The organism is Tabrizicola soli (assembly GCF_015999335.1).
GTDB lineage: Bacteria > Pseudomonadota > Alphaproteobacteria > Rhodobacterales > Rhodobacteraceae > Tabrizicola > Tabrizicola soli.
This window is the reverse complement of sequence record NZ_JAEACP010000017.1, coordinates 61,697-88,634: the sequence shown is the minus strand read 5'-3', so window position 1 is coordinate 88,634 and position 26,938 is coordinate 61,697. Positions and strand designations below refer to the sequence as shown.

The window sequence follows — 26,938 nt, the reverse complement described above, 5'->3', positions numbered from 1 at the left end:
AGAGTGCTGCATCTTCTGGGGCAGATGGCGCTGGTGCTGGCCGGGATCGCGGCGCTCCTGGCAGCGGCGCATCTTGCCTACCGGCCGCCGCCGCTGGCGGGTCGCAGCATGTCCCGGGCGATTGCGGCCTCGCCCGAGACGCTGCTCGGCCGCCTTGCCCTCGAGGAAGCGGCGCGGCAGGACTTCGACAGCGGCGTGATCCCGCTCCTGGACGGACCCGGCGCCTTTGCCGCGCGGATCGCACTGATCCGGACGGCGGAGGTCTCGCTGGACGTGCAGTATTACATCTGGAGCCGGGACGCGACCGGGCTGATCCTCCTGGACGAGCTGCGCCGCGCGGCCGGGCGCGGGGTCCGCATCCGGCTCTTGCTGGACGACAACGGTATCGTCGGGCTGGACGGCGAACTGGCCGCCCTTGATTCCCTGCCCCAGGTCGAGGTCCGGCTGTTCAATCCCTTCATCCTTCGCAGGATCAAGCCGCTCGGCTTCGCCTTCGACTTCGTGCGGCTGAACCGCAGGATGCACAACAAGTCGCTGACCGCCGATGGCGCGGTCGGCATCCTGGGCGGGCGCAACATCGGCGACATCTATTTCGGCTTCGCCAACGGGGTGCAGTTCGTCGACGCGGATGTGCTGGTGGCCGGCCGGATCGCAGCAGAGATCGGGGCCGATTTCGACCGCTATTGGCACAGCGGCTCGTCCCATCCGATCGCAAGTCTCGTCGCCGCGCCCTCTGCCGGCGGGCTTGAGCGGCTGGCGGTCGATGCCGGGCTGGCAGCGGCCAGGGCCGGGGAGCGGCTGCATGTCGAGCATCTGCAGGGATCAGACCTGATCAACCGGATCGCGGCGGGGGAGCTGGCCTTCGAATGGACGGGGATGGCGCTGGTCAGCGACGATCCGGCCAAGGGATTGGGCCGGGCGGCCCAGAAGGATCACCTGTTTCCGCAGCTGATGGCGCTTCTGGCCCGGCCCGCGCGGTCCGTCGATCTGGTCTCGGCCTATTTCATCCCCGGTCGGCGGTTCTCGAAGCGGCTGGAACGACTGGCGAAAGAGGGCGTCCGCATCCGCATCCTGACCAATTCGCAGGCGGCGACCGATGTCCTCGTCGTCCACAGCGCCTATGTGCGCTACCGGCCGCGCCTCTTGCGGGCGGGGGTGGGGCTTTACGAGCTGCGCCCCGATTTCGCGATCGAGGATGACCCCGCGCCGCGCAGGCTGACCGGATCGCGCGCCAGCCTGCATTCCAAGACACTGGCCATCGACGAGGAACGGATCTTCATCGGCTCGTTCAACTTCGACCCCCGGTCCCTGCTGCTGAACACGGAAATGGGCCTGCTGATCGACAGCCCCGGTATTGCCGGAGCACTGGCAGGTGCCTTCGTCGACCGCTTCGCATCAGCCAGCTATGCTCCGGTCTGTGACGGCCGACGCGTCGTCGGATGGGAGGAAACCGGCGCCGACGGAACCCTGGTCCGCCACCGGATCGAACCGGGCACCAACCCCGCCTCGCGGATGCTGCTGCGGATTCTGGGCCTGTTGCCGATCGAATGGCTTCTCTGAGCCCCGGCCGGGCCTGGCTGTCAGGCGACGATCTTCCAGTATGAATCCTTCCGGATCACCTTGCCGTTTCCGAAGGTATAGAAATCGCAGCCGCGCACGCAGATCTTCTCGCCCGCCGGCGTCGTGCCGGTCAGAAGCCACCGGGACATGCCGGTATTGCCGGCGGCGAAATTCTCGACCTCGCTGTAGTGGACGTCCGGAGTGGTCTCGAACCGCGTCATCAATCCCCGCCGCACCGCATCGCGGCCGAGGTATCGCCTTCCGTGCGGATCGGGGCCGCGCGGCAGGTCCAGACTGCAGTCCTCCGCGAAAAAACCCATGATCCTGTCGATATCATGCGCGTTGAACCCGGCGGTCAGGCCGTCGAGAGCGGCAAGTATGCGTCCTTCGTCCTCCATCGACCTTCTCCCTGATGCCCTGCGCCAGTGTCCAGGGCCGGTGGCGGAGGGGAGTGGGAGTCGAACCCACCCGGGACAGGCTCGCTGCCCCAACCGATTTTGAAGACCGGCCGCCCCACCGGGGACGATTCCCTTCCCTCATTCGCCGAAAAGATCGGCGCGATGAGGATTTATGCGCCGCAGGTCGCCACGGCGCAAGGTAAGGCCATGGCGGTCGAGGAAATCCAGGATCTCGATGGCGACCTTGCGGCCGTTCTGTACCCGGTCGCGGAAGGCGGGGGCGGTGAACCAGCCGTCCTCCGACTGCCCGGCGACATCGCGCAGGATCGCCACCATCTCGGCGGTGACGGCGCGGGCGAAGAAATGGTCCTGCGCGATCTGGTCGACCCGGCCCAGCCTTTGCGCCAGCTTCAGCACCCGGCGGATCTCGCGTTCGTCCATCCCGAACTCTTGCGCGAAATCCCGGACGCGCGGCGGGCGGAAGCGGCCCTCGCCCAGAAGCTGCGGCAGGATCCGCGCGAACAGCGCCTCATCCTCGGGCGAGAGCTGCACCTCATGCCCCGGCAGGCGGAGGAAGGCTCCCTCCAGCACCACCCGGCCCGCCTGCGCCTGATCGCGCAGGAAGGCCAGGAACTCCTCCTTCGGCAGCCGGGGGGTGAGGGCAAGGCGCAGCTTCTCGCGTCCGATGCCGGGAAGGTCGGGGTTGCCGGCATGGAAGGCGGCAAGCGTATCGGTCAGGGCGTGGCGGAGTCCCTGCATCTGCGCGGCCGACAGTGCAAGGCGGCCGACGATCTCGGCCCTCGCCGCGTCCTGGATCGCCGCAGGCGCCAGGGGCAGCGCCCGGTCGCGCAGGAAGCCGGGCAGGTCCACCGGGGCGATCGCCAGCATCCCTGCCAGCGCCGAGGCCGGATCGCGGTCGCGCGCGGCGGCCAGGACGGCCAGCCGCTCCGGCGTCGACCGCTTGCGCGCCGGGGCCCGCAGGTCGAGGAAGATGCCGCCCCCGATCGAGCGGCTGGCCGAGGTGTCGCGCAGGACGAAGCGGTCGCCGACGGCGGCGGCAATCGGGCGGTCCAGCACCAGTTGCACGAGGCCGCGTTCACCCGGAGCAATCTCGCCCCGCAGCGGCACGATGCGGGCCGCGACATCGGCGGCATGGCTGTGCAGCCGCGCCGGGAACCAGATGCCGACGGGGCGGGGCTCGGTGGGCAGGACCGAAAGCTCGGCGTCGATCCGGTCGGTCGGCGCGTGCAGCATGGGCGCAAGGATCATGTCGCCGCGATGGATCGCCGCCCTGGTCACTCCGTCCCCCGCCAGGTTCAGGGCACAGCGCTGCCCGGCAAAGCCTTCCACCGCCCGGTGGTTCTGCGCATGGATCCCGCGCACCCGCGCGTTCAGGCCCGATGGGCTGACGATGACAGTGTCCTCCTGCGCCACCCGACCGGAGATCACGGTGCCGGTGACGATGGTGCCCGCCCCCGCAAGGGTGAAGCTGCGGTCGACGGCCAGCCGGAACGGCCCCTGCGCACTGCGCCGGGCGGTCTCGGCCTCGGCTGCGGCAAGGGCGGCGCGCAGATCGGCGATCCCCTCGCCGGTCAGCGAGGAGACCGGCAGGATGTCCGCGCCCGCAAGCGGGGTTCCGGCCAGCGCCGTGCGGATCTGCGCCGTGACCTCGGCCCGCCGCTCATGCCCGGCAAGGTCGGCCTTGGTCAGCGCGACGATGCCGCGCGGCAGGTTCAGAAGGCTCAGGATCGCCAGATGCTCGCGGGTCTGCGGCATGATCCCGTCATCGGCGGCCACTACGAGGAGGGCAAAGTCGATCCCTCCGGCCCCGGCCAGCATGGTGTGGATCAGCCGCTCGTGCCCCGGCACGTCGACGAAACCCGTCACCGCGCCGCCGCCCAGATCGGCATAGGCGAAGCCCAGTTCGATGGTGATGCCCCTGGCCTTCTCCTCGGCCAGCCGGTCGGCCTCGATCCCGGTCAGCGCCTTTACCAGCGCGGTCTTGCCGTGGTCGATATGGCCCGCCGTGCCGACGATCATGTCCCCGCCAGCGCCCCGAGCAACTCCTCGTCCCGCTCGAGGCAGCGCAGGTCCAGGATCAGCGCCCCGTCGTGGATGCGCCCGATCACCGGCAGCGGCAGCGCGCGCAGCCATGCCGCCAGACGGTCCGGCGCGTCGCCGCCGGGGCCGGTCAGCCGCAGGCCCGCGCTGGGGATCGTGTCGACCGGCAGCGCGCCGGATCCGATCTGGCTGTCGCAGGCGCAGGGCGCGGCGGCAAAGCCCTGCGGCGCCAGCGCGGCATCGACCGGCGGGGCCAGCCGGGCCGCCTGTGCGGCGATCTCGGCCAGGGGCCGTGCCAGCAGGCGCAGGGTGGGCAGCCGTTCCGACAGCCGGTCGGGGTCGCGATAAAGGCGCAGCGTCGCCTCCAGCGCGGCGATGCGGATCTTGTCCAGCCGGACCGCCCGCTTCATCGGGTTGCGGTTGATCGCCGCGACCAGATCGCGCCGGCCGACGATGAACCCCGCCTGCGGCCCGCCCAGGAGCTTGTCGCCCGAGAAGGTCACCAGATCCGCCCCCTCGGCCACCGCCTCGGCCACCGTCGGCTCGCGTCGCAGGCCGTAGGCCGAAAGGTCGACCAGCGAGCCCGAGCCGAGATCGTTCAAGAGCGGCAACCCCGCCGCTTGGGCGATTATGGCCAGACGCGGGGCGGGAACCTCGGTGGTGAAGCCCTCGATCCGGTAGTTCGAGCAATGGACCTTCAGGATCAGCCCGGTCCGGTCGGTGATCGCTGTCTCATAATCGGCAGGATGGGTGCGATTGGTGGTGCCGACCTCCACCAGCTGCGCCCCGGCGCGGGTCATGATGTCGGGCATCCGGAAGGCGCCGCCGATCTCGATCAGCTCCCCGCGCGAGACGATGGCCTCGCGCCCCTCGGCCAGCGTGTTCAGCGCGATCAGCACGGCGGCGGCGTTGTTGTTGACCACCGTCGCATCCTCGGCCCCGGTCAATTCGCACAAGAGGCCGCGCAGATGGTCGTCGCGCTGGCCGCGCCCGCCGCCGTCCAGGTCGAACTCCAGCGCCATCGGCTGGGCCATCGCCCCGGCCGCGGCGCGGATCGCCTCCTCCGCCAGCAGGGCGCGGCCGAGATTGGTGTGCAGCACCGTGCCCGTCAGGTTCAGCACCGGCCGCAGGCCCGGCCGCGCCGCCCGCGCCAGATCGGCCGCCACCTCTCCGGCCAGCGCCCCGGCCAGCGCCGCACCGTCGCCGCCCGCGCGGATTGCCTGCCGCGCCGTGTCAAGCCGCGTGCGCAGCGCCGCCAGCACCTGCGCACGGCCATGCAGCGCCACCAGCCCCGCGCCGCAATCGGACAGCAGGAACTGGTCGGCCGAGGGCAGGGCGCGGAAGTCCGGCATCAGTAACCCGCGAGGAACGGGTGGAAACCGCCGCGCCGCAGGCCGGTGTCCCGCATCATCAGGTCAAGGCCAAGGCTGCCGACATCATCGGCCACCGGGTCAAGGCTGTGGTTCTTCGTGCGATGGAAGATCTTCAGCCAGGAGCCACATTCGGCGCAGGTCTCCGCCTTGACCGAGGCCTCGTGCGTCTCGGCCGAGTGGTAGCCGATCCCCTTGGTCGAGCCGCAGCACAGGCACTTGACCCGCACCTCATTCCACTGCGTCGCGCAGCCAGAGCAGGCGGCATAGCGGACATTCTCGATCCCCGGCGTCGCCATCACGGTGGAACTGACCGGAAGCCCGCCGCAGGCGGGACAGGTGCCGGTCCCGACCGGCGCAAGCGCCTCGGGGGCAAGCCGCGCGGCCAGACGCGCCAGGTGGACCTGCACGGCGGCGGCGGCGAAGAGATGCGCGGCGGCGCCGTCCTCGGGGATGGTGTCGGCGAGGATGTTGCCCAGAAGCCAGCGCCGGTCCTCCGCCCCAACCTGCGAGACCGCCTCCAGCGCAAGGCGGGCGGGCTCGGGCATGTCCAGCCCGGCGGCCCCCTCGCACAGGGCGGCAAGGGTGTCGTGCAGCGCGGGATCGTCCAGCAGAAGCGCGCGGTCGATCACGGGCATCCCTCCGCCCCTGCCGGGGGGCAGCGGGGCCGGGGACGGAAGGGTCACCGCCAGCCGCGCCTGAAGGGCCGACAGGTCGCCCAGGAATGCCAGGTAGGGACCGAGGCGGCTGCTCCTGGCCAGAAAGCCGAAGCGCCGCGCGCGGGACTGGAAGACCGCGACGGGATCGGGAAGGAAGACGAAGGGGGCCTTGGGCACGCCGCCAATGGCGGAAGGATCGGGTTCAAGCGTTTCTGCCATCTGCTCTCCGGGCCGACCGGCCACGTCAGGAATGGATCGGAACCGGCGGCCGCGACCGGCCGCGCTGCACTTGTGCCGTCACTCTGCCGGGCCGCGGCTTTGCCGTCCAGCCAGTTCGCGCAGCCATTTCCGGTGGTGCCGCCAGGCCCAGCCCCCGGTCACCGTGCCCCGCGTCATGGCGCGCAGGGTGCCGCGCGTCCAGAAGGCAGCATAGACATGCAGGATGAAGACCAGGATCATCGCCACCGCCGCCAGCGCATGGATCGCCACCGCGATCCGCCGCGCGGGGATCGAGGCCAGCGACGGCGCCTGCGCGGCCCAGAGCGGAAGCTGCTCCTCCCAGATCATCACGCCGGTGACGATCAGCACCACGATCAGCCCCGCCATCGCCCAGAAGACCAGCTTCTGCCCGGCGTTGTACTTGCCAAGCTCGGGCAGGCGTTCCTCGTGGTTGCTGACCACATCGCCCAGATGCGACAGCCACACCCGATCCTCGCGCCGGGGCAGGTTCAGCCGCCACAGCTGCAGGAACAGGATCAGGAAGCTGAAGAACAGCACCACGCCGATGACCGGATGCAGCCAGCGCACCGTCGCACCGCCCCCGAACAGGGCGGAAAGCGGGTAGAGCAGCGGATGGAACAGCGCCAGGCCGGACAGCGCCAGCAGGATCAGCGACAGCGCCGTCACCCAGTGGTTCAGCCGGGTGAGACCCCGGTAGCGGCTGACGGTCACCGGCTGGCGGCTGGCGATATGGTCGCGGCGTTCGGAATAGACGGGTTTCATCACGCGCCCTCCCCCGGACCGGATGTCCCGGATTTCACCAGCTTCTCGGCCGCTGTCTCATCCGAGGGCTCGACGACATTTGCCCGCCCGAAGAGGCCATGCAGCGCCGCACCCACCGCCGCCAGGCCGATGGCGGCAAGGCCCACGGTCTTGGCCGGGCCCTTCCAGCCCTCGACCACCGGGGCGATCTTCGGGTCTTCCGGCAACCCGGCATAAAGCGCGGGCTGGTCGGCGTGGTGCAGCACATACATGACATGCGTGCCGCCCACGCCCGGTGGATCGTAGAGACCGGCGTTCTCATAGCCGCGCGACTTCAGGTCGGCGATCCGCTCCTCGGCATGGGCGGTCATCTCCTCCTTGGTGCCGAAGACGATGGCCTGGGTCGGGCAGGCCTTGGCGCAGGCCGGGCCCTGGCCCACGGCGACCCGGTCCGAGCAGAGCGTGCATTTCTTCGCCACATGCGCCGTCTTGTGGATGCGCGGCACGTTGAACGGGCAACCCGTGACGCAATAGCCGCAGCCGATGCAGTTCTCCGAGATGAAGTCCACGATGCCGTTGGAATATTGCACGATGGCGCCGGGGGCCGGGCAGGCCTTCAGGCACCCCGGATCCTCGCAATGCATGCAGCCATCCTTGCGGATCAGCCATTCGAAGTCGCCCTCGGGGTTCTCGTATTCGGTGAACCGCATCAGGGTATACATCTCGGGCGTCAGGTCATGCGGGTTCTCGTAAAGGCCCACATTCGCCTCAAGCTCGGGATGGGTGTCGTTCCACTCGATGCAGGCCGACTGGCAGGCCTTGCAGCCGATGCATTTCGACACGTCGATCAGCTTGGCCACCTTGGTCAGCTGCCGGTCCGGCTGCGGCGGGCTGCGCGTGGCCGAGATCCGCACCACGTCCGAGGGCAGGAGGTTCGACTCCAGCGCCTCGACCGGCGGGTTGGCGATGGCCGTGGTCGGTTCGGATGCCGTCGTCATGCCATCACCTCCCCTTCCGCGCGCTCGATGTTGACGAGATAGGCCTTGAACTCGGGCGTCTCGATGTTGGCGTCGCCGACGAAGGGCCCCAGCGTGTTCGAGCCGAAGCCCTTGCGCGCCGCCCCCTTGAAGCCCCAGTGGATCGGGATGCCGACAACATGCACCGGCTTTCCGTCGCAGATCAGCGGCCGGATCCGGCGCGTGACCAGCGCCTTGGCCCAGACCTGCCCGCGCTTCGACCAGACCCGGACCCGGTCACCCTTGGCGATGCCCCTCTCCGCCGCCAGTTCCTCGCTGATCTCCACGAAGAACTCGGGCTGCAACACGGCGTTCACCCGGTTGTGCTTGGTCCAGTAGTGGAAATGCTCGGTCAGGCGGTAAGAAGTGGCGACGAAGGGGAACTCGCTCCGGTCGCCCAGCTGCGCAAGGTCGCCCTCGAACATCCGGGCCACCGGATTGCCGCGCATCGCGGGGTTCAGCGGGTTCTCCACCGGGCTTTCGAACGGCTCCATATGGCTTGGGAACGGCCCGTCCCGCATCAGCCTGCGCGAGAAGAAGCGGCCGGTCCCCTCGGGCGTCATGATGAAGGGGCCGACCTCGCCCGGTTTCGCGGTGACCGCGATGTCGGGCACGTCGAACCCGGCCCATTTCTGGCCGTCCCATTCGATCAGCTTGCGCGTCGGGTCCCAGGGCTTGCCCGACAGGTCGCAGGAGGCGCGGTTGTACAGCACCCTGCGGTTGGCGGGCCAGGAGAAGGACCAGTTCTGGAACGTACCCATGTCACCCGGATCGCTGTTGTCGCGCCGGGCCATCATATTGCCGTCCTCGGTCCAGCAGCCGGTATAGATCCAGCAGCCGGCCATGGTCGAGCCGTCGTCGCGCAGCTGGCCGAAGCCCGACAACTGCTTGCCCGGCTCGACCAGCACCTTGGCCGGGTCCGCCGGGTCATGCACCGGACCGATCGCGCGCCCGTTCAGCTCGCGCGCCAGTTCCTCGGCCGTCGGTTCCTCGGGATCGGCATAGTCCCAGGCCAGGTTCAGGATCGGCTCCGGCGCCTTGCCGCCTTCCTCCGCGTACAGCTTGCGCAGGCGCTGGAAGACGTTGGCCATGATCCAGGTATCGGTCTTCGCCTCGCCCGGAGGGGTCGCGCCCTTCCAGTGCCACTGCAGCCAGCGGCCCGAGTTGACGGTGGCGCCGTCGTCCTCGGCAAAGCAGGTCGTCGGCAGTTCCAGCACCTCGGTCTGGATTTGCGCCGGGTCCACGTCGTTGTAGATGCCGTGGTTTTCCCAGAACGCTGCGGTTTCCGTCTCCAGCGGGTCCATCACGACCAGAAGTTTCAGCTTGCCGAAAGCCTCGGTCATCTTGGCCCGGTTGGGGAAGGCCAGAAGCGGGTTGAACCCCTGGCAGAAGTAGAGGTTCACCTGACCGTTCGCCATCATGTCGAACATGCGCAGCGCGTCGTATTGCGCGATGTCCAGCTTCGGAAGCCAGTCGTAGCCCCAGCCGTTCTCGGCCGTGGCCTTGTCGCCCCACATCGCCTTCATGAAGCTGACCATGAACTTGCCGTAGTTCTGCAGGTAGCTCATCTGGTTGGGAAACAGCGGCTTGTTCCCCCGCGTCGACATGTAGGTGGCATAGTCCGTCTCGCTCTCGCGCGGGATGGCGAGGTAGCCGGGGATCAGGTTCGACATCAGCCCCACGTCGGTCAGGCCCTGGATGTTGGAATGTCCGCGCAAGGCGTTCATCCCGCCCCCGGCCAGCCCGATGTTGCCCAGCAGAAGCTGGAGCATGGCCATGCCGCGGATGTTCTGCGAACCCTTCGAATGCTGGGTCCAGCCCAGGGCATACATCGAGGTCATCACCTTGTCGGGTGCCGAGGTTTCGCCGATCATCTCGCAGATCTTCAGATAGCGGTCCTTCGGCGTGCCGCAGACGTTTTCCACGAATTCCGGCGTGTAGACGTCGACATGCGCCTTCAACAGGTTCCAGACGCAATGCGGGTCCTGCAGCGTCGGGTCGGTCCTGACGAAGCCGTCCTCGCCGATCTGGTATTCCCAGCTGCTCTGGTCATAGTTCCGGGTCTCCGGGTCATAGCCCGTGAACAGCCCGTCCTCCCAGCCGAAGTCCTCGTTCACGAGGTAGGTCGCATTGGTGTAGTTCTTCACATAGTCCCACTGCACCTTGTCGTTCTCGATGCACCAGCGGATCACGCCCATCAGCCAGGCGATGTCGGTGCCGGGCCGGATCGGGGCATAGTAGTCCGCCACGCTGGCCGAGCGGGTGAAGCGCGGATCGACCACGATCAGCTTGGCGCCGCGTTTCGCCTTGGCCTCGGTCACCCATTTGAAGCCGCAGGGATGCGCCTCGGCGGCATTGCCGCCCATGATGACGACAAGGTCGGTGTTCTTGATGTCGGTCCAGGAGTTGGTCATCGCTCCACGGCCAAATGTCGGGCCCAAACTGGACACCGTGGGGCCGTGTCAGACGCGCGCCTGGTTGTCGAATCCTACAATTCCCATCGCCCGGACCGTCTTGTAGGTCAGCCAGGCGGTCTCGTTCGTGGTGGCCGAGGCGGCAAGATAGCCGGTCGTCGTCCAGCGGTTGACCGTCGTGCCCTTGTCGTTCTTCTCGATCAGGTTGGCGTCGCGGTCGTCCTTCAGCGCGCGGGCGATCTTGTCCAGCGCCTCGTCCCAGCCGATGTCCTGGAAGCGGTCGGCGCCGGGCGCACGATAGCGCGGCCGGGTCAGGCGGGTCTCGGCCCGGACATAGTCCTTCAGCGCGGCCCCCTTGGGGCAAAGCGTGCCGCGGTTGGTCGGATGGTCGGCATCGCCCTCGATATGCAGAAGCTCGGCCGTCTCGCCCGCGGCAAGGTCGCCCTTGGAATACATGATGATCCCGCAGGCGACCGAGCAATAGGTACAGATGTTGCGGGTCTCGGTCGTGGCGACCAGCTTGAAGGGCCGCACATGCGCCGCCTCTGCCGCCTCCGCCGCGCCGAACCCCATGGCCCCGAGTGTGGTTGTCGCTACCCCTGTTCCGGCCAGGGCCAGGAACCCGCGGCGCGAAAGGTCGATTGTCATCAGCCCCTCCTACTGCCCGTCGATCGGATATGTCCGGGGATGGTCCCCCCAATCCGCTCCTGTGTCAACCTGTCGCAGGCCGGTGGCGACCCGCAAGTATTCGTGGCTCAAGGAAATAGCCGGAGCGTGATCGGCGGCATTACGTCTGGGGTTGTGATACCGTGCCCCCGGATCCCGGGATCGTGCGCGCAGCGGGCGCACCGATCCCGCCCGTCATGGCGACGCACATGAACACACCGCAAAGGATCGCAACAGCGCCAGTTGCGCGGCGCTCGAAGCGCCCATCCAGGCCGCGGCGGACATGGTGAACACGGCCAGCACCTGCAGGATGGCGCTGGAAAGGATGATCCGGGACCTGCTCTCCGAGGGCGCGAAGCGGCCAAACAGGGCGACCAGCGCCCCCAGGGCGGCAAAGCCGATCAGATGCGACCAGGGTGACAGCCAGATCAGCGGCAGGGCAATCGCGGCCGCAAGCCCGGCCTGCACGCCCGCCAGGGCAGAGTTGCGCAGCGAAGGCTGCGACGACAGGGCGAGGCAGGCCTTGAACTGGTCCCGATGCCGCGGCGCGTTGCCGCGCGCCGGCCTGGGCTCTTGCCCGCATCCTTGCCTGTCGAGCGATCCGTCTCCATCCCGCCGCAGACTTTGGCAAGCCATGCGACCGCAGTCTTGCCCTGCCTGCCGGTCGCCCATCCGTTGCCGAACCTGCGATAGGTCAAGACGCGCTGGTGACGCCTCGTCGGGCGCGAGTTCCGCGAGGCACGGCTTTGCCGGTGCCCCGATCTCGACCAACCTGACCTTGTGCTATATCACCGAACAGGTGCTTGGCCTGCCGAAATCCTATGGAGAGACGCGTACATGACGACGCTGGAGCACGTTCTCGACCTGGCCGGGCTGCCCGCCTCGTCCATCCCGGCCGAGGCCCGCCAGACCGCCCGCTTCTCGCTTTACGACTGGATGGTCTGCGGCCTTGCCGGCGCCAGCGAACCCCTGGCGGTGCTTCTGCGCAAGGTGATCGGGGCCGAGGGCGGGCATCCCGTCGCCAGCACCTTCGGCGGCCCGGCCATGCCCGCCCGCGCAGCCGCGCTGGTGAACGGCGCGACCAGCCATGCGCTGGACTATGACGACACCCATTTCGCCCATGTCGGCCACCCGTCGGTCGGCATCTACCCCGCCGCCCTTGCCGCAGCCGAGGCGGTGGACGCCTCCGTCGCCGACCTGGCCGACGCCTTCCTTCTGGGGGCCGAGGCTTCGGTCCGCATCGGCATGCAACTCGGCGCGGTGCATTACAACCGCGGCTTCCACCAGACCGCCACCGCCGGAGCCTTCGGTGCGACCGTCGCAGCCGGGCGGCTTTGCGGGCTGGCCCGGGCGCTGGGCAAGATGCTGGGGGCAGGCTGATGGGGCAGGGGGCGGCGCCCGACCATCGGGACTGGATCGGGCGCAGCTGGACCCGTTCCGATCAGGTCTCGGACCGGCTGATCGCCGAATGCCGCGCCACCCTTCCCGGCCTTCTGGGACCGGGCGCGGTGCCGCCCGGCCTGCACTGGGCGCTCGCCCCCGATCTGGCCGGACCCGAGGCGCTGGGCCGCGACGGGCATCCCCGGCAGGGTCTCTTCGTGCCCGAACTGCCCCTGCCGCGCCGGATGTGGGCAGGGGGCGATCTGGTGCTGCATCGCCCCCTCGACCCCGGTGACATCGTCGACCGGCAAACCACCGTCACCGACATCGCGTTCAAGCAGGGCTCGACCGGGCCGCTGGGCTTTGTCACCCTGCGCCATGTCCTGACCGTGGCCGGGGATCTGCGGCTTGAGGAACGGCAGGACCTCGTCTACCGCGGCGACCCGGAACCGGGCGCCCCCGCGCCGCAGCCGCCCCCTGCCGAGCCCTGGGTCTCGCCCCGAAGCTGGGCCGTGACCCCCGATCCGGTGCTTCTGTTCCGCTATTCGGCGCTGACCTTCAACGGCCACCGCATCCATTACGACCACCCCTATGCCACCGGAGTCGAGGGTTATGCCGGGTTGGTGGTGCATGGGCCGATGCAGGCAGCCTGGATGCTGAACCTCGCCACCGAGATCTTGGGCCGCCTGCCCGCGCGCTTCCGCTATCGCGGCCTCAGCCCGCTGATCTGCGGCATCCCGGTGCGGATCGAGGCGCAGGAGCAAGCGGGCGAGATCGCCCTCAGGGTGCGGACGGAAGACGGCAGCCTTACGACGCAGGCCAGCGCCACCCCCTGAGCCAACCCTTGCCGAAGTCCTGACAGCCGCAGCCAAGCCGTTGAAATCATCGGAGTGAGATTTCTGTCCGCATCGGACGCTGCCCTGCTGCCGGCGGGGCCTCTCCAGTTCCGGTGCAAGCCGCCCCTCTCCCGGAGGCCGCGCACACCAGATCGTGCGCCACGGAGATTGCAAGGTCGATCATCGCCCCGGCCGCCCGGCATCCGCCGCGCCTTCGCTGTCACCGCCGAGGAGATGGCCTGGGCGGCCGGGGCGATGAAACCGCAGGATCTGGCGGCGTCGCGGCCGTTTCAGGCGGGATGATCGAGGCCCCGATCCTTGCCTGCGCGCGCCGGATCGCGGAAAGGCGAGTTCCAGACGGGCCGCCGACCCTACTTCTTCGCCCTCCAGGTATTCAGCCAGGCCCCCATTCGGCCAAAGAAACCGCGCGCCTCCTTGCGGGCATTCTCGGCCCTGGCCTCGACAGAATCCCAGGCCTCGCCCGCATCGGCCAGGGCAGGGTCGACCATCCGTTCGCGGAACTGCAGCCACATGCGGCGCAGCAAAACGACAAGGAACAGCAGGAAGGCGAAGAAGAAGATGTTGAACCAGGGAATGATAGTGACATCCGGTCCTTCGACGGCCCGGATTCCGACGGCGTTGGGAAAGATCGAGATCAGCTCGTTCCGCCAGCCGTAATGTGTCACCACGGCCCATTTGGGGGCGTCGGCGGTGGATTTCAGGTCATCCGCCTCGGTTTGCAGGCTGGCCGTGTCGAACTTGAAATAGGGTGGCCAGCGCCAGCCCGTATCCTCGTTCCGGTACACCATCGGCTTGCCGTTGGTCCGGATGGTCTGGATGAACTGCACGTCGCGGCTGCTGAGTGTCCCCGACTGATCATCCGGTGAGGACCAGAATATCCGCGTCCAGTCGTTCAGGTCCTGGCGTTCCTGATAGGTGCCGACCACCCGGACCACATCGTGCTGTGGCAAGCTGTAGTGGAGGAACGACCCGAGGGTCACGACGATGATGGCCAGCACGGCCCATTTGACATAGCGCATTACGGCCTCACGCGTAGTTCATCAGATATAGGAGCAGCGCAATCACGATGAAAGGCAGGACGAATATGATCACCAGCAGCCGGTTCCGCAGGCTGCCTTCATAGGCTTCCATGCCCCGTTCGATATAGGCCTCGCGCGCGGCTTGTCCGCCATCCCCCGGAGTGGCGTCCCATTCCTTCTCCAGCGCCTCGCGCCGAAGCGACCGCCCGTAGATGCGCAGCACGAAGAAAGCCACGGCCCCGATCACGGCCCAGATCACGATAGCCCGCAGGAACCCGATCATCTCCGCCCTCCAATGCTTCCCCAGGGCCCCGTTCCGCCCCATGGCCCGCGCGCGGGTTTCGGACCCTCGGCCATCTGCGGGCGCTGCGCCTCGTCCATCGACGGCTCCGGTCCGAACAGGGCCGTCCGCGCCCCTTCCCGGTCCACCTGATACTCCCGCGCCAGGAAATCGGCCACATAGGTCTTCTTGCGGTCGGACCAGGCGGCATATTGCGCGTAGAAAAGCTCCTTGTGAACGATGAACATCTGCCGCACATCCATCGGCGACAGTTCCGACAAGAGCATGTTCACCAGGTCGCGCTCCGGCCCCTTGCCGCGCAGGGTGTAGAAATAGGCCGGATGCTCGCTGGTGATCTTCGGCCAGGGCCCGCCGGCCTCAACCCAGCGCAGCAGCGCCGCGAGGCCGAGGAACTCCTGGGGCAGGGCGCTTCCCAGCTTGTAGGCCACCTTGCGCAGCTCGGTCCGCCGCGCGTCGCCGACCTCGATCCCCAGCCGGTCGGCGGCGTCGATCAGGATGAAATCCATCTTCTGCCGCAGGATCGCCGCCGCATCCGTGCCGCGCGCCTGGACGATCGGCTCCACCAAGTTGTTCCGCTCCAGCCAGTCGGCGATCTGGTTGCGGTGCGTCAGGTCCATCACCTGCGCCACGGGCACCTCCCCCAGGGACCGCCAGTCCAAGACCGAGATCGCCGCCGGATAGCGCACCCCCTGGAAGATGTAGACCCCGCCGAAATGGCTGGTCCAGAAGTTCGCCTGCGCGAAGGTCATCGCCGGCAGGCTGATCGGCACCCGCGTCACGTCGCCGGTCTTCTTGGCCAGGGTGATCATCTCCGCCACCAGCAGGTCGTCGCGCCAGCCGTCGGGCTCCTGCCGGAACCGCTCGATCAGCTTGGCGAGCTTGCCCGCATCCGCCACATGCCCGCCGATCGTGTCGGCCTCGACCGTCACCTGCCTTATGTCGAACAGCTTGGCCGGCGTGTCCACCGCATAGACCGAGTTCTGCAACTCCCCCGCCACCGCATCCCTTGCGGTCAGCGCGAAGAGCTGCGCCTCGTTCTTCTCGATGAACTGCGTCAGGATCCCGCGCGAGGTGGAGAATTTGATGTTGAGGAGAGGCGCATCCTTCTGCGCCGTGGTCAGCAGGATGAACTGCCGGTTCGCCCCGTTGGGGTTGAGGTAGAGGTCGTCCTGAAGCTCGTCGCCGATCTCGGGCGAATAGCCGGAGAGGTCGATGTGGAAATCGTCGAGCTTGGTGGTCTTGCCGGTGAGGTGCTTGAGCGCCCGGTTGTAGCGCTCGACAAGGGCGGGGGAGGAGACCTCGATCAGGTTCCCGAACATCAGGCCGCGGGTGATGAGGCGTTTCATGGAATTTCCCCCGTTGCGCCCCTGTCCGACGCCCCCCCACCCCATCCCTCCCCCACGCGGGGGGAGGGAGGCGCGAAATGCCCAATGTTGCGCGGGACGGTCGGGCCGGGCACCTCCCCTCCCCCTCGTGGGGAGGGGCCGGGGGTGGGGGGCACGCCGTTTCCATCTCGCGCTTCGGTGCAGAACCGGGCCTCTCCCTCCCCCCGCGTGGGGGAGGGCCGGGGTGGGGGGGCGTCCGCAACAGGTGCAGCCCTTGGCTCTTTGCGCGCTACACCCGCCTCAAGCGCCTCCCCTCCCCCCCGTGGGGAGGGGCTGGGGGTGGGGGGCACGCGGTCAGCCAGGGACTTCCCTTCAACCGCATCGAAGATCACCTGCATCACGCCCTCGATATTCCCCGACACCTCCGGATTCCAAAACCGCAGCACCTGAAACCCCTGCGACGCCAGCCACTCATTCCTCGCGACATCCCGCGCCCCGCCATGCCCGCCACCATCCACCTCGATCACCACCCGCCGCCCCAGATCGGCGAAATCCGCGATGAACGGCCCGATGGGCGCCTGCCGCCGGAAATGCAGCCCCAGCATCCGGTTCAACTCGCGCAGCTTCGTCCAGAGCTTCCGCTCCTGCGGCGTCATCTCCGACCGCAGCTTCCGCGCCCGCTGCCGGGTGATCGGGTGAATGCCGGTCATCCGTCCCGCCCCATGCCCGAGGGCCCCCACCCCGACCCTCCCCACAAGGGGGAGGGAGTGCCGAGCCGCTCAGCACCAGCGCCCACGGCAACCGTCCAAGCGCCTCCCCTCCCCCTCGTGGGGAGGGGCTGGGGGTGGGGGGCCGGAGAGGAGACCTCGAGCAGGGGTCCAAGCATGAGGCCGCGATGGATGAGGCGTTTCATGGACTTAGATTAACCCCTGATCTCGTGCGCGTTGAGCAGCCTTGGGCGCTATGAGCCAACTAACAACGCCCATTTGATCGTTCAGTGTTCTGGGGCACTCTCGAACCAATTGGAGAATTGCTTCAAGCAAGGCGTCTCTATCGTCAGGCGGCCCACCAGCGTTTGCCTCTAGGAATGCGAGTGCCAAACTCTCATCCTCAACGATTGCACCGGGATAAACATCTCTAAGGGCTCCCATGCAAGATCCTAGCGCAACCGCGACCTCGGTAAGCCTTTCAATGAGTTCCTCCTTTCGACTTGCAGTGAGAAGTCTGTCAAAGGTTCGAACGAAAGTCGTCTCCAAGTCTTTCGTAAATCTTCGTCGGGCCAGTACTTCCGAAATGAACTTTAGCATTCTCTTCTTCCTGCTTCGGCTGATCTGTCGTTAGCCTTTGCGCCCAACCATAGCTCACCCTTTCCCCTCCAGATATCGCCGCTTCGCCTCCTCCGTCCGTCCGAAGTCGCGGACCATCGCCTCGATGGCGACCTCGTCGGACTTGTCGGCATAGCGGAACTCGCTGTCGGCGTAGCGGTTCACCTCCTGGATCACCATCTCCACCGTGATCGGCGTCATCAACCCTTTGATCATAGCCAGTTTCTCGTCATAGGGCTTGAACAGGAACAGGTCCGGCTCCTCCATCCATTCATCCGGCAGCTCGAAGTCCATCGCCCGGACCTTCACCGCATCGGTGATGTTCTTGATCGCCCGCCCGGTGAAGCGCTCGTCCGCCTGCTGGATCGCCTTGAGATAGGCCCCGATCTTGGCCAGCGTGTCCAGCGGCCCGATCTCGCCCGAGACCCGGTCCCAGACCTTCAGCAGCCCCTCCTCATGCGGCCGGGAATGCCCCTCGAACGAAGCCGCCACCGCCCTCCTGATCTCCTGCGCCGCGAACAGTTCGTGCTCACCCACGGGAATGGAGTGGTTCTTCCCCAGCAACAGGGACAGGATGTCGATGTAGTCCTCCCGGCTCTGCGGCCCGTCCACCAGGAACCGCGCCCCGGCCCGCTGGCGCAGGGCGTCGTCCACGTTCTCCGGGTAGTTCGAGAACATCCCGAAGGTGCAGTTCCCCCGCACCACCGTCCCCGCCCCGGCGAAAGCCTGCATGAAGACCGCCGTCACCTCCTGCTGGCCCGCGCTCGACTGCCGGTCGCCCCGCTTGCCGGCCACCTGGTCGATGTCGTCGATGGTGCCGAAACCGATCACCGAAGGGTCCAGCACCGCGTCGATGAAGGCCTTGGCGTTCTGCCCCGACTTGCCCTGATAGCTGTCGATCTGGTCGATACTGAAGTTCTGGTAGCGGAACGGATAGCCCGCTTGCCTGCAATAGCCGTCCAGAAGGCCCGCCATCATCTGAATGAGGGTGGTCTTCCCCGTCCCCGGCTTGCCGTCGCCCATGAAGGTGAAGATGAACCCGCCCAGTTCCGCGAACGGGTTCAGGCGGCGGTCGAAGTCATAGGCCATCAGCATCTTCGCCAGCCGCATCGACTGGTATTTGGCGATGTGGTTCCCCACCACCTCATGCGGCTGCTTGAAGGCCATCACGATGGATCCGCCCTTCGCCGCCTTGGCCGGCTTGAACCCGGCGATGGTCAGCTGATCCGCCTCAACCTTCCAGCTGCCGCCCGTGAAGACGGAAACCCGCGCACCGTTCTCCGCCCTGATCTGCACCTTCTTCATCAGCGCCTCGGCGAAGGCCGAGACCACCGCCACCAGCTTCGCATCATCGCTCGCCAGCGCGCCGATGTCCTGGTCCAGCTCCCAAAGCGCCCCCTGCAAGGCCAGCGGAGCGTTGTCGGTCAAGACCTCCTCCACCTCACCCAGCTCCACCGTCCCCGGCCCCACATGCGGCGCGATGAGATAAGCCAGAGCATTCCCAAACGTGAACAAAACCACCAGCGCCTCGCCCTGCAACAGCTCGCCGAACTCCGCCCGCTTCGGCTCCGGCACCCGGCCCTCGAGGTTCGCTTTCTTCAACTCAGCCAGCCCCGACTGCGCCGAAAACGTCTCCCCCATCGCCAGCGCGATCGCCAGCGACCGCCGCAGCGCGTTCAGCACCGCCGCCTGCACCGGAGAGACCAGCCCGTCCGACAACCCCTCCACCCGCTCGGCCAGCCGCACGCCCCCCGGCCGCGCGGTCGAGCGTGTCGCCATTCCCGGCACGGTAGACCGGAAGGTCGGGCGCGCCCCGATGCCTGGCGACCGCTCGGCAACCGGCGCACTGACCAAAGCCTTCGCCAACCGCGGCGCATGATCGAAGCCCAGGACTAGCCCCAGCGCCGCCTCGTATTGCGCCCGGACCGTCTCTTCCTTCAGCTCCATCGTGTCGCGCGTGGTCATCGGCCAAGCCCTTTCTTCTGTTCACAAATATCCTGGGGGTCCGGGGGCGACGCCCCCGGGGGCTTCCCCAATCACAACGTCGGAATCAACCGCCCCCCGGCCCCCACCACGAACTTCCGCAACCCCTGCAATCCCTTCGGGTTCTGCTCCGCCAGCACCTGATAGGGCTTCTCCGGCAGGATGATCATCCGCTCCTGCCGCGTCGCCCCCAGCTCCACCCCCGCCACGGCGTCCAGCTTGTAGACCTGCCGCAGGGCGGTCGAGAACCAGCCGTCCTTCACCTCTTCCTCGCGGTCGGAAACCAGATCCTCCACCGTCCAGACCAGCGCCCAGTCCTCGCCCTCCGGCGCCTTCGCCCCCTCCAGCACCTTCGAGATCGGGCCGGATTGCAGGGTGAAACTCGCCGAATACATCGGCCCCAGGATGATCCGCCGCAGCCGCTTCGGATGCAGCCCCTCGAAATCCTTGTCGAACCCCGTCGCAATCGTCAGCAGCTTCAGCCCGCCCACGGACTGCGCCATCAGCGCCTGCTGCACCTGCGGCCAGCGGTAGGCATCGTTCGGCAGGGGCTTCCTGCCCGAGTCCTCGACGTCCATCAGATAGACCACCGGCAGGTTTGCTTGCGTATCCCAGACCGCCCAATGCACGAGGAAATGCCGCCGCTCGCCCAGGTCCCGGATCCACTGCGCATCGGGGTCGTTCCGCGCCCAGAAGATCCCGCCCGCCACCAGCGCCTCATAATAGTACCGCTGCGACAGGGCGAACTGCAGCGCCGTCGGGATCGTCAGGTCGCCCACGATCTGCCGGATCATCCGGTCCTTCAGCTCCGCTTCCGAGGGCATCCCGGCCAGATGCTTCGCCGCCTGGCTCGCGTCGACCGCCATGGTCATCAGCTCCTGCGCGACCGGAAAGCCGCTCTCGTGCCGGTCGATGGTCAGGCGTGGGGCCGCCTCCCCCCGCCCGGTCATCAGGTATTTGTTCGACAGCGCCCGGAACGTCCCTGCCACCGCCGTCAGATACCGGCCGAGCACCCGCGCCTCGGTCCGCGTCAGCTTCCCCTCCGCCTCCACCTCCGCTGCCACCCGGCCCAGATGCCCGCCGATCCGGTCGAACTTGGCGAAGTAGCGGCGGGCGACGAGCGTGTCGTACAGCTCGGCATGGTCCTGGACGAGCTGGTCCTTGACCCGGTTTTCAGTCATCCAGCGCCCCGTCGATCCCGAACCACCAGCGCAGGAGGGCTTGGCGCTGCACCAGCTCGCGCAGTCGTCCGGCCGGGATGCCGCGCCTGAAGGCGGCCTGCTGCAGGGGCCGCATGATCCCGCCCGCCAAGGCCAGCATTGCCCCTCCGGCGATCAGGCCCATGGTCGCCAGGCCCAGCGGATCGGCCAGCCAGAGGCCGTCGGCCTCGGCTATCACCGTGGCGAAGGCGAGAACCGCTCCCACCGCTGCGGCCCCCAGCCCCCTGGTCAGCGCCCAGCGCGCCTGCCCCGGCATGGTCAGCCGCCATACGCGTTCTTGTCGTGCTTCTCGACGATCGCCGCGAACCGGCGCGCGAAGCGTTCATCCGCCTTCGCCTTCTGCTCCAGGATCTGCCGGGCAAAGACCATGTGGCCCTCATGCGCCTCCAGCATGTCGGCCATCTTGTCGTTGGTCGCGGCGCCGATGGCCGCCATCGCCGTCTGCGCCTCCTGGTCGGTCTTCACCCCGATCTCGTTGATCCGATGCGCCACATCCTGCTGCTGCGCCGTCTTCAAGGACGAGGTCAGCGCGTCATACAGCACCACCCGCTGCTTGGTGTCCGTCTGCAGCTTGTTGATCAGCACCATCTGCGTCGCCGCCTGGTTCTGCAAGGAATCAACCCAGGTCTTGCCCTTCTCGATATAGCGCTCCAGCGTCTGCGACTTCGCCAGCTTCACCTGCTCGTCCTGCACCAGCGCGTTGTATTTCGCGTTCAGCGTCGCAAGCTCGGTCTCCAGCTTGGTCCGCGCCGCTGCGTCCTGCTCGACGCTGATCCTGTTCTCCAGCTCGATGATCTTCGGGTCCATCCCCGCGATCTCCGTCCGGACCGCCTCCAGCGCGCCCACCGTCTCCTCGCGCTCGGACAGCGTCCCCGCCAGATTGCCCTCGACCCGCGTCCGCTGCGTGGTCAGCACGTTAAGCTGCCCCTGGAGAAGCTTCACGATCACGTCCGATTTCGAGATCAGGTCCTGCAACTTGTCATCGACCGAGGCCGCCCGCATCCGCTCCTGCCGCATCGACTCGGCCTTGGCCGAGGAGAAGATCCCGATGAAGGACTCCATCCCGGTCTTCGAGCGCATCTCGCTGAACTCTTTGGAGAATCCTGCCGTCACATCATCCAGCCCCATGATCAGCTCGGCAATGTTCGCGTTCATCAGGTCGGTGTGCTTGTGCACGTCCTCCAGCGTGGCGTTCTCCACGTCCAGCTCGGTCCCCTGGTCCAGCCTGGTCCGCGCTTCCTCGATCCGGCTGGTGATGGCCGAAATCTTCGCCTGGGCCTCGGCGACCTGCGCCTGGCTTTCCCTGATCTGCGTCTCGAAATCGGCCATCCAACCCTCCGTTGATCAACCCTGCATCACATAATGATGTAACATCGAATTACATCAACCCGGCGCCGGTATTTCGGCGACCTCGCACGCAACTCTTGCAGCAAGGCACCCCATCCGCCAAGTGCGGAATATCCGCATCCCTTGGCCGTGTGCGGGCCAACAGGCGTCGGAACCCATGATCGCCAATTCCAGCCGGGGCCCGGATTTGCTATGCTTTTCGGGCCCCGACCTGGCAGGGGGTGCGGAGGCCGCCTTGCGCATATCTCGCAAACCGATGCGGCAGGGGGCCGCCTTGATGGTCGGCCCGCCGGTGCTGATGCTGGCGCTTGGCTGGTTCCTCGGTTTTGGCATGCCGAAGGACGGAGAGGCGGCGCCGCCGCAGCCGCCGACCGGCCAGGCGATCGGCGGGTTTTCCCTGCCGCCGCTTGCGGGCGAGAATGGCGGGCTTGCCGAAACGGACCTGAGGGGCAAGGTTTCGGTGGTGAATTTCTGGGCCTCGTGGTGCCAGCCCTGCCGCGAGGAAATGCCGCTTCTGCAGGAACTGGCGGCGATGCCCGGCGTCACCCTCTTCGGGATCAACTCCAGAGACCGCCCCGCGGCGGCGCGGCGGTTTCTGTCGGTCGCAGGCGATCCTTTCGCGCGGATCGGCACGGACCCGGACGGTGCCGTGGCCAAGGCCTGGGGAGTCTACGGGCTGCCGGCGACCTTCGTGGTCACGGCCGAGGGCCGCGTCGCGCATGCGCTGATCGGACCCCTGGACCGCGACCTGCTGGAGCGGGAAATCCTGCCGCTGCTCGCCGGGCCTTCGCCGGCGCGTTGAACCCCGGCGGGGGTCAATGCCCATGCGGGCCAAGCCGGTGATGCAGGCGCGAGTCGTGGGTCTTGAAATGGTCGGTGAACCAGGCCTCCAGCACCTTTGTCAGCCGTTCGGCCGTATCGGTCCGGCCGATGCCGACGCCATCCATGATGTCGCGCAGGCTGTCCAGAAGGCGCTCGTGGTCCGTCTTGTGCGGGGTCAGCTGATCGTAATGCGCGCGCCGCATCTGGTTTTCCTCTTGCGCGAAATGCGCCGAGATCGCCTGGAACAGGTCGCCGAGCGAGCGGTCGACATCGGCGCCGGGCCGCCCGTCCAGGATCGCTCCGGCCGCGATGTTCACCAGATCGACCAGCTCGCGGTGTTCGTGATCGACGGCGGGGTCGCCGACGCTGAACTCGGGTTTCCAGGCGATGGGGGACATGGCGGTCGCTCCATTGGGTCAGTGCAGGAAGAACCTGCCCGCCGAGGCGTCGAAGTCGATGGCCTGACTTTGCGCCGGGACGAGGTCTATGTCGAAGGTAGCTTCTTGGGTGAAGCCGGCAACCGCAGGGTCGTCGCGCATCCGGAGATCGACCTTGTAGCGCCCGGCGGGCAGTTCGAAACGGTGGTAGACGCGCGAGGGGCCGCTGCCCGCCAGGCCGCTGGGGGCAAGGTCGGCGGCAAGGACGGGCTGGCCGTCGATGTCCATCTCGATCCGCACCGGCGCCCGGCGGCGGTCGCAGATCTGGGCGTCGCGCATGTTGGGGGGGAGTTTCGCAAGCTCGTCCTCGGTGCGGTCGCGGCAGTTGCGCGCGCCGCTGTGGCTGAAGCTCAGCCGCAGCACGGCCTCTCCGGGGGGAAGGCTTTGCCAGGCGGGCCAGGCCGACAGCGCCGCCGTGGCAAGCACGGTCGCCAGGGACACCGCGCCGCCCAGCAGCAGATGCCGGGCGCGACCGCGCCAGTCGATCCCGAAACGGCCCGGCCCGGTCATTTCGCGCCCTCCTGCATCTCGTCGAAGGCGTCCGCCTCCAGCTTCCGGGCCCCTTCAAAGGGCGGAAGCGCGGCAAGGCGGGCCGAGAAACCGGCCAGTTCGCCGTCCAGCCGGGCGGTTTCGGTGGGCCCGGCCCAGACCGTCGCCAGTCTTTCGCGCGGCACCCGTGCCCGCAGGTAGGGGTCTCGGATGCGGTCGAAGCGGGCCTCGGTCCAGGCGATGCCAAGGCGGTTGTAGCAGTCACGCTCGGCGCATCCGGCGACGGCGACGCCATCGGCAAGGTCGCGGCTGATGATGAAGTCGATCAGCGAGGGCGGCGCCATCGCCACGCAGGGCAGGACCACGCGCCCCGGAGCCTCCGCCGCCGCCGCGCCATGCGCGCAGGCCAGCGTCAGCACCCGGCCCTGGCGGCCCTCCAGCGCGGAGGCGGCTGCGATCACCTCGGCCCGGACCTGGGAGAGCGGGCGCCCGGGCAGGTCGATGCCGGTGATCAGCGGGCCGGAGCGGCGGAAGGGCGTGGAGGAGGGGCAGGAGCCCATGCAGATGCCGCAGGCGACGCAGCGGGCGGCGTTGACCTCGACCTCGTGGGTGAAGGGCAGCCCGTCGCTGCGCGGCACCAGGGTGATCGCGGCATAGGGACAGTCGGCGACGCAGCGCGAGCAGCCGTTGCAATGGTCAAGGAACACCTCGGCCGCCGCCGCCTCGCGCCGGCGCGGCAGCCAGGGCAGGCCTGCCAGGAGCAGGGTGAAGGCCAGCACGCCGCCCCAGATCACCCCCGCCGGGACAGATTCGATCACCGGGTAAAGCGACAGCAGGAACCAGTCGATCCCCACCGCCTGCGGCACGGTGGCAAGGTCGGCGGCCTCTTGCGAAACGGCGGGCATCAGAAGCGAGCCGGCCACCAGCCCGGCCAGCGTGACCACCGCCAGCCCGCGCGGCGGGCGGGTGCGCGCCTCGGTGATGCGCTGGATGTGGATCCACATCAGCAGCAGCAGCAGCAGCGGAATGGCGATGTGCAGGAAGACCATCAGCGTGAAGAACCGGCTGGACAGCGTCTGCGGCGACAGGAAGTTGCGGGCGATCGGCTCGGCGAAGATGCCCAGCGTGTCCAGAAGCTCGGTCGTGGTCAGGGCGACATATTGCGCCAGCTTGTCCCAGACCAGCCAGTAGCCGGTGATGCCCGAGAGGTAGACGAACCAGATCACGAAGACCCCGGTCAGCCAGGAAAACCAGCGCTTGCCCCGGTAACGGTCCAGCGCCCATTCGCGCAAGAGGTGCAGGAACATCATCAGCACCATCAGGTCCGAGGCATAGCGGTGCAGGCTGCGCGCCAGGCCCGCGTGCCACCAGTGGTCGTTGGTCAGCCACTCGATCGAGGCATGGGCCTGGGTGACGCCGGTGTCGAAGAAGATGAAGAGGTAGATGCCGGTGGCCGCGACCGTCCAGAACAGGAACCAGCCGATCGGGCCAAGCTTGGCCAGCGGGTTCCAGTCCGGGCCGAAGGCGCGGTCAAGGATGCGTTCGGCCCGGTCGAAACCGTTGCGGACCCAAAGGCGGGGGCTGCTCATGACGCGGCCTCGTTCCGTCCCCGCAGCGACCGCAGCGCGCGCCTGCGCTCCAGCCAGAGCCGCAGGATGAAGAATCCGGTCAGAAGCAGCGAGGCCGCGCCGAAGAAGATGCCGAAGAAGATGCCGTAGTCGAAGCGATAGGCGCCGGTCAGCGGATTGTAGACGGTGCAAAGGAAGTTGATCCGGTTCCACAGGTCCTGCGGCGCGAGGGAGCGGGTATGGGTGCCCAGCACCAGCTCTTTCAGCGGCTGGATCAGCACCTGGGGCGGGAAGGCCTCGCCATAGACCTGGCGGTAGACGGTGCCGTCGGCGTCCAGGATCGTCGTCTGCGTCACATGCTCGAAGCTGCCGGCAAGGGTGGCGTAGGAAAAGCCAAGCTCCTCAAGGAAGGCGGTCGTCGTCTCGGGGTCGGCGCTGGCGATCCGCCAGCCGTCGATGCTGGTCAGGTCATGCGTCCCGGCGAAGGCGGCAAGCTGCGCCGGCCGGTCGCCGCTTGCGTCGAAGCCGAAGGTGAGGATGCCGAACCCGTCGCCGACCGCGCGGCGGGCCGTGACGACCTGCTCGCGCAGGTAGTCGGTGGTGATCGGGCAGACCGTGGCGCAGCTGGTGTAGACCAGCGAGACCACCAGCGGCTTGCCGCGCAGGTCGGCCAGGGCAAGCGGCTGGCCGTTGTGATCGGTCAGCACATGCTCCGAGACCCGGCCGCCGATCGCCGCCTGGCTTTGCCCATAGGCGGTCTCGGCATCGAGGCGCGGCGTGTCGGCCCGGGCGGCAGGGGCAACGGCCAGCAGGCAGGCCGCAAGGCAGGCGTTTCTCAGAACGCCCATGCCAGGCCCCGATCCAGCACCACGCCAAGCGACAGCAGGGCGAACTGGCCCAAGGAGGCGCGGAAGGTCGATCTGGCCGCCTGTTTCGACGGCTGGTTCGTCAGCCGCCAGCTGGTCGCCAGGAACCAGAGGCCCCCTCCCGCCGCGCACAGCCAGTAGACCGGGCCCAGGCCGTAGAACACCGGGCCAAGCGACAGGACCACCAGCACCGCGACATGGATGAAGATCACCGGCCCCCAGGTCTCGGGCCCGGTCACGACCGGCAGCATCGGGATCCCGGCACGGCGGTAATCCTCCTGGCGCAGGGCGGCCAGCGCCCAGAAATGCGGCGGGGTCCAGAGAAACAGGGTCGCGGCCAGCAGGATCGGCACCGGCCCCAGCGCGGGGCCGAAGGGATCGGCCGCCGCCGCCGCCCCGGCCAGAAGCGCGAAACTGCCGGCCGCGCCGCCGATCACGACGTTCCAGACCGTGCGCTTCTTCAGCCACAAGGTATAGACCACGCCATAGGTGAAGGCCCCGAGGAAGATCAGCACGGCGGCCAGCGAGCCGCCGACCGACCAGCCCATGATGATCGAGGCCGCCAGCAGCATGGTGAAGGTCAGCGGCCAGATCGGCCCCTCCTTCAGTCGGCCGCTGGCGAAGGGCCGGTTGAAGGTGCGCGCCATCAGCCGGTCGGTGTCGCGCTCGAAATACTGGTTGAAGGCCCCCGCCGCGCCGGAAGCGCCCAGCACGGCGAGGGTGAAGACGGCCGCTTCCAGCCAGCCCAGCCGGCTGCCGCCGGTCATGATTCCGACCAGTGCGGCAAGGGCGATGAACGAGCCGATCCGCAGTTTCAGGATCGAGACGGTCATGGTCATGGCGTCGCGCATGGGCTGGCTCCTGTCAGTTCGGT

At 67.9% G+C, this 26,938-nt stretch carries 26 protein-coding genes and 1 tRNA gene; 4 read left to right on the top strand and 23 right to left on the bottom strand.

What is annotated here, in order from left to right:
- Window positions 1-3 precede the first annotated feature (3 nt).
- Window positions 4-1,560: a phospholipase D family protein gene (locus I7S92_RS16210; RefSeq protein ID WP_287872625.1), complete on the top strand. Its 1,557-nt coding sequence runs from the start codon at window positions 4-6 to the stop codon at window positions 1,558-1,560.
- A 20-nt stretch (window positions 1,561-1,580) separates the two neighbouring features.
- On the opposite strand, the gene I7S92_RS16205 is transcribed toward I7S92_RS16210, so the two are convergent.
- The 10 genes from I7S92_RS16205 to I7S92_RS16165 all read right to left on the bottom strand — a co-directional run bounded on the left by I7S92_RS16205 (window position 1,581) and on the right by I7S92_RS16165 (window position 11,797).
- Window positions 1,581-1,958 (bottom strand): nuclear transport factor 2 family protein, encoded by a 378-nt coding sequence (locus I7S92_RS16205; protein ID WP_197646275.1) that lies wholly within the window; start codon window positions 1,956-1,958, stop codon window positions 1,581-1,583.
- A gap of 41 nt (window positions 1,959-1,999) precedes the next feature.
- Window positions 2,000-2,095, bottom strand: a tRNA-Sec gene (locus I7S92_RS16200).
- Window position 2,096: 1 nt separating this feature from the next.
- Window positions 2,097-3,998, bottom strand: a complete 1,902-nt coding sequence (selB, locus tag I7S92_RS16195) for a selenocysteine-specific translation elongation factor (protein WP_197646272.1) — start codon at window positions 3,996-3,998, stop codon at window positions 2,097-2,099.
- Window positions 3,995-5,371: an L-seryl-tRNA(Sec) selenium transferase gene (gene selA, locus I7S92_RS16190; protein ID WP_197646270.1), complete on the bottom strand. Its 1,377-nt coding sequence runs from the start codon at window positions 5,369-5,371 to the stop codon at window positions 3,995-3,997. The genes selB and selA overlap by 4 nt, the downstream gene beginning before the upstream one ends.
- Window positions 5,371-6,267: a formate dehydrogenase accessory protein FdhE gene (gene fdhE / locus I7S92_RS16185; protein ID WP_197646268.1), complete on the bottom strand. Its 897-nt coding sequence runs from the start codon at window positions 6,265-6,267 to the stop codon at window positions 5,371-5,373. Before fdhE ends, selA begins: the two co-directional genes overlap by 1 nt.
- 78 nt (window positions 6,268-6,345) lie before the next feature.
- Entirely contained in the window at window positions 6,346-7,050 is a 705-nt protein-coding gene (locus tag I7S92_RS16180) for a formate dehydrogenase subunit gamma (protein ID WP_206761100.1), read from the bottom strand.
- Window positions 7,050-8,027 carry a formate dehydrogenase subunit beta gene (gene fdxH, locus I7S92_RS16175; protein ID WP_197646264.1) on the bottom strand — a complete coding sequence of 326 codons (978 nt, stop codon included), beginning with the start codon at window positions 8,025-8,027 and terminating at the stop codon, window positions 7,050-7,052. Before fdxH ends, I7S92_RS16180 begins: the two co-directional genes overlap by 1 nt.
- The gene (fdnG, locus tag I7S92_RS16170) at window positions 8,024-10,495 is read right to left on the bottom strand and encodes a formate dehydrogenase-N subunit alpha (RefSeq protein ID WP_206761099.1); all 2,472 of its coding nucleotides are present in this window, start codon (window positions 10,493-10,495) and stop codon (window positions 8,024-8,026) included. Before fdnG ends, fdxH begins: the two co-directional genes overlap by 4 nt.
- A gap of 12 nt (window positions 10,496-10,507) precedes the next feature.
- Window positions 10,508-11,107 (bottom strand): molybdopterin-binding domain-containing protein, encoded by a 600-nt coding sequence (locus I7S92_RS23610; protein ID WP_206761098.1) that lies wholly within the window; start codon window positions 11,105-11,107, stop codon window positions 10,508-10,510.
- A gap of 213 nt (window positions 11,108-11,320) precedes the next feature.
- Window positions 11,321-11,797, bottom strand: a complete 477-nt coding sequence (locus I7S92_RS16165; protein WP_197646262.1) for a hypothetical protein — start codon at window positions 11,795-11,797, stop codon at window positions 11,321-11,323.
- Window positions 11,798-11,962: 165 nt separating this feature from the next.
- On the opposite strand from I7S92_RS16165, the gene I7S92_RS16160 reads away from it, so the two are divergent.
- Together I7S92_RS16160 and I7S92_RS16155 are read left to right on the top strand one after the other, a co-directional pair.
- The gene (locus I7S92_RS16160) at window positions 11,963-12,505 is read left to right on the top strand and encodes an MmgE/PrpD family protein (RefSeq protein WP_197646260.1); all 543 of its coding nucleotides are present in this window, start codon (window positions 11,963-11,965) and stop codon (window positions 12,503-12,505) included.
- Entirely contained in the window at window positions 12,505-13,341 is an 837-nt protein-coding gene (locus tag I7S92_RS16155; RefSeq protein ID WP_197646258.1) for an HTD2 family dehydratase, read from the top strand. The genes I7S92_RS16160 and I7S92_RS16155 overlap by 1 nt, the downstream gene beginning before the upstream one ends.
- 371 nt (window positions 13,342-13,712) lie before the next feature.
- Here the strand turns inward: I7S92_RS16155 and I7S92_RS16150 are convergent, their stop codons facing one another.
- The 8 genes from I7S92_RS16150 to I7S92_RS16115 all read right to left on the bottom strand — a co-directional run bounded on the left by I7S92_RS16150 (window position 13,713) and on the right by I7S92_RS16115 (window position 21,864).
- A complete protein-coding gene (locus tag I7S92_RS16150) occupies window positions 13,713-14,381 on the bottom strand; it encodes a DUF1523 family protein (RefSeq protein ID WP_197646256.1) in 669 nt (222 codons plus the stop codon).
- A 7-nt stretch (window positions 14,382-14,388) separates the two neighbouring features.
- Window positions 14,389-14,664 (bottom strand): hypothetical protein, encoded by a 276-nt coding sequence (locus tag I7S92_RS16145; RefSeq protein WP_242070238.1) that lies wholly within the window; start codon window positions 14,662-14,664, stop codon window positions 14,389-14,391.
- On the bottom strand, window positions 14,661-16,028 hold the full coding sequence (locus I7S92_RS16140; RefSeq protein WP_197646254.1) for a DUF6638 family protein: 1,368 nt from the start codon (window positions 16,026-16,028) through the stop codon (window positions 14,661-14,663). The genes I7S92_RS16145 and I7S92_RS16140 overlap by 4 nt, the downstream gene beginning before the upstream one ends.
- The gene (locus I7S92_RS23520; RefSeq protein ID WP_354001341.1) at window positions 16,025-16,663 is read right to left on the bottom strand and encodes an endonuclease domain-containing protein; all 639 of its coding nucleotides are present in this window, start codon (window positions 16,661-16,663) and stop codon (window positions 16,025-16,027) included. The genes I7S92_RS16140 and I7S92_RS23520 overlap by 4 nt, the downstream gene beginning before the upstream one ends.
- 705 nt (window positions 16,664-17,368) lie before the next feature.
- Complete coding sequence (locus I7S92_RS16130; protein ID WP_197646250.1) at window positions 17,369-19,297, bottom strand: AAA family ATPase; 1,929 nt, start codon at window positions 19,295-19,297, stop codon at window positions 17,369-17,371.
- A gap of 71 nt (window positions 19,298-19,368) precedes the next feature.
- Entirely contained in the window at window positions 19,369-20,496 is a 1,128-nt protein-coding gene (locus tag I7S92_RS16125) for a hypothetical protein (protein WP_197646248.1), read from the bottom strand.
- Entirely contained in the window at window positions 20,489-20,791 is a 303-nt protein-coding gene (locus I7S92_RS16120) for a hypothetical protein (RefSeq protein WP_197646246.1), read from the bottom strand. Before I7S92_RS16120 ends, I7S92_RS16125 begins: the two co-directional genes overlap by 8 nt.
- A 2-nt stretch (window positions 20,792-20,793) precedes the next feature.
- Window positions 20,794-21,864 carry a coiled-coil domain-containing protein gene (locus I7S92_RS16115; RefSeq protein WP_197646244.1) on the bottom strand — a complete coding sequence of 357 codons (1,071 nt, stop codon included), beginning with the start codon at window positions 21,862-21,864 and terminating at the stop codon, window positions 20,794-20,796.
- A 274-nt stretch (window positions 21,865-22,138) separates the two neighbouring features.
- Here I7S92_RS16115 and I7S92_RS16110 point away from each other — a divergent pair, with 274 nt between their 5' ends.
- A complete protein-coding gene (locus tag I7S92_RS16110) occupies window positions 22,139-22,684 on the top strand; it encodes a redoxin family protein (protein ID WP_197646242.1) in 546 nt (181 codons plus the stop codon).
- A 13-nt stretch (window positions 22,685-22,697) separates the two neighbouring features.
- Here the strand turns inward: I7S92_RS16110 and I7S92_RS16105 are convergent, their stop codons facing one another.
- The 5 genes from I7S92_RS16105 to cyoE are packed head-to-tail and all read right to left on the bottom strand — an operon-like array spanning window position 22,698 to window position 26,915.
- Window positions 22,698-23,102 (bottom strand): bacteriohemerythrin, encoded by a 405-nt coding sequence (locus I7S92_RS16105; protein WP_197646239.1) that lies wholly within the window; start codon window positions 23,100-23,102, stop codon window positions 22,698-22,700.
- Between the two features lie 18 nt (window positions 23,103-23,120).
- The gene (locus I7S92_RS16100) at window positions 23,121-23,651 is read right to left on the bottom strand and encodes a hypothetical protein (RefSeq protein WP_197646237.1); all 531 of its coding nucleotides are present in this window, start codon (window positions 23,649-23,651) and stop codon (window positions 23,121-23,123) included.
- Window positions 23,648-25,219, bottom strand: a complete 1,572-nt coding sequence (locus I7S92_RS16095) for a cytochrome b N-terminal domain-containing protein (protein ID WP_197646234.1) — start codon at window positions 25,217-25,219, stop codon at window positions 23,648-23,650. The genes I7S92_RS16100 and I7S92_RS16095 overlap by 4 nt, the downstream gene beginning before the upstream one ends.
- Window positions 25,216-26,046: an SCO family protein gene (locus I7S92_RS16090; RefSeq protein ID WP_197646232.1), complete on the bottom strand. Its 831-nt coding sequence runs from the start codon at window positions 26,044-26,046 to the stop codon at window positions 25,216-25,218. The genes I7S92_RS16095 and I7S92_RS16090 overlap by 4 nt, the downstream gene beginning before the upstream one ends.
- Window positions 26,034-26,915, bottom strand: coding sequence for a heme o synthase (gene cyoE, locus I7S92_RS16085; protein WP_197646230.1), 882 nt, complete (start codon window positions 26,913-26,915; stop codon window positions 26,034-26,036). The genes I7S92_RS16090 and cyoE overlap by 13 nt, the downstream gene beginning before the upstream one ends.
- Window positions 26,916-26,938 lie beyond the last annotated feature (23 nt).

Coding starts and splice junctions, on each gene's coding strand:
- I7S92_RS16205 (WP_197646275.1), bottom strand. CDS start 1,958: ATGGAGGACGAAGGACGCATACTTGCCGCTCTCGACGGCCTGACCGCC.
- selB (WP_197646272.1), bottom strand. CDS start 3,998: ATGATCGTCGGCACGGCGGGCCATATCGACCACGGCAAGACCGCGCTG.
- selA (WP_197646270.1), bottom strand. CDS start 5,371: ATGCCGGACTTCCGCGCCCTGCCCTCGGCCGACCAGTTCCTGCTGTCC.
- fdhE (WP_197646268.1), bottom strand. CDS start 6,267: ATGGCAGAAACGCTTGAACCCGATCCTTCCGCCATTGGCGGCGTGCCC.
- I7S92_RS16180 (WP_206761100.1), bottom strand. CDS start 7,050: ATGAAACCCGTCTATTCCGAACGCCGCGACCATATCGCCAGCCGCCAG.
- fdxH (WP_197646264.1), bottom strand. CDS start 8,027: ATGACGACGGCATCCGAACCGACCACGGCCATCGCCAACCCGCCGGTC.
- I7S92_RS23610 (WP_206761098.1), bottom strand. CDS start 11,107: ATGACAATCGACCTTTCGCGCCGCGGGTTCCTGGCCCTGGCCGGAACA.
- I7S92_RS16165 (WP_197646262.1), bottom strand. CDS start 11,797: ATGGGCGACCGGCAGGCAGGGCAAGACTGCGGTCGCATGGCTTGCCAA.
- I7S92_RS16160 (WP_197646260.1), top strand. CDS start 11,963: ATGACGACGCTGGAGCACGTTCTCGACCTGGCCGGGCTGCCCGCCTCG.
- I7S92_RS16155 (WP_197646258.1), top strand. CDS start 12,505: ATGGGGCAGGGGGCGGCGCCCGACCATCGGGACTGGATCGGGCGCAGC.
- I7S92_RS16150 (WP_197646256.1), bottom strand. CDS start 14,381: ATGCGCTATGTCAAATGGGCCGTGCTGGCCATCATCGTCGTGACCCTC.
- I7S92_RS16145 (WP_242070238.1), bottom strand. CDS start 14,664: ATGATCGGGTTCCTGCGGGCTATCGTGATCTGGGCCGTGATCGGGGCC.
- I7S92_RS16140 (WP_197646254.1), bottom strand. CDS start 16,028: ATGAAACGCCTCATCACCCGCGGCCTGATGTTCGGGAACCTGATCGAG.
- I7S92_RS23520 (WP_354001341.1), bottom strand. CDS start 16,663: ATGACGCCGCAGGAGCGGAAGCTCTGGACGAAGCTGCGCGAGTTGAAC.
- I7S92_RS16130 (WP_197646250.1), bottom strand. CDS start 19,297: ATGACCACGCGCGACACGATGGAGCTGAAGGAAGAGACGGTCCGGGCG.
- I7S92_RS16125 (WP_197646248.1), bottom strand. CDS start 20,496: ATGACTGAAAACCGGGTCAAGGACCAGCTCGTCCAGGACCATGCCGAG.
- I7S92_RS16120 (WP_197646246.1), bottom strand. CDS start 20,791: ATGCCGGGGCAGGCGCGCTGGGCGCTGACCAGGGGGCTGGGGGCCGCA.
- I7S92_RS16115 (WP_197646244.1), bottom strand. CDS start 21,864: ATGGCCGATTTCGAGACGCAGATCAGGGAAAGCCAGGCGCAGGTCGCC.
- I7S92_RS16110 (WP_197646242.1), top strand. CDS start 22,139: ATGCGGCAGGGGGCCGCCTTGATGGTCGGCCCGCCGGTGCTGATGCTG.
- I7S92_RS16105 (WP_197646239.1), bottom strand. CDS start 23,102: ATGTCCCCCATCGCCTGGAAACCCGAGTTCAGCGTCGGCGACCCCGCC.
- I7S92_RS16100 (WP_197646237.1), bottom strand. CDS start 23,651: ATGACCGGGCCGGGCCGTTTCGGGATCGACTGGCGCGGTCGCGCCCGG.
- I7S92_RS16095 (WP_197646234.1), bottom strand. CDS start 25,219: ATGAGCAGCCCCCGCCTTTGGGTCCGCAACGGTTTCGACCGGGCCGAA.
- I7S92_RS16090 (WP_197646232.1), bottom strand. CDS start 26,046: ATGGGCGTTCTGAGAAACGCCTGCCTTGCGGCCTGCCTGCTGGCCGTT.
- cyoE (WP_197646230.1), bottom strand. CDS start 26,915: ATGCGCGACGCCATGACCATGACCGTCTCGATCCTGAAACTGCGGATC.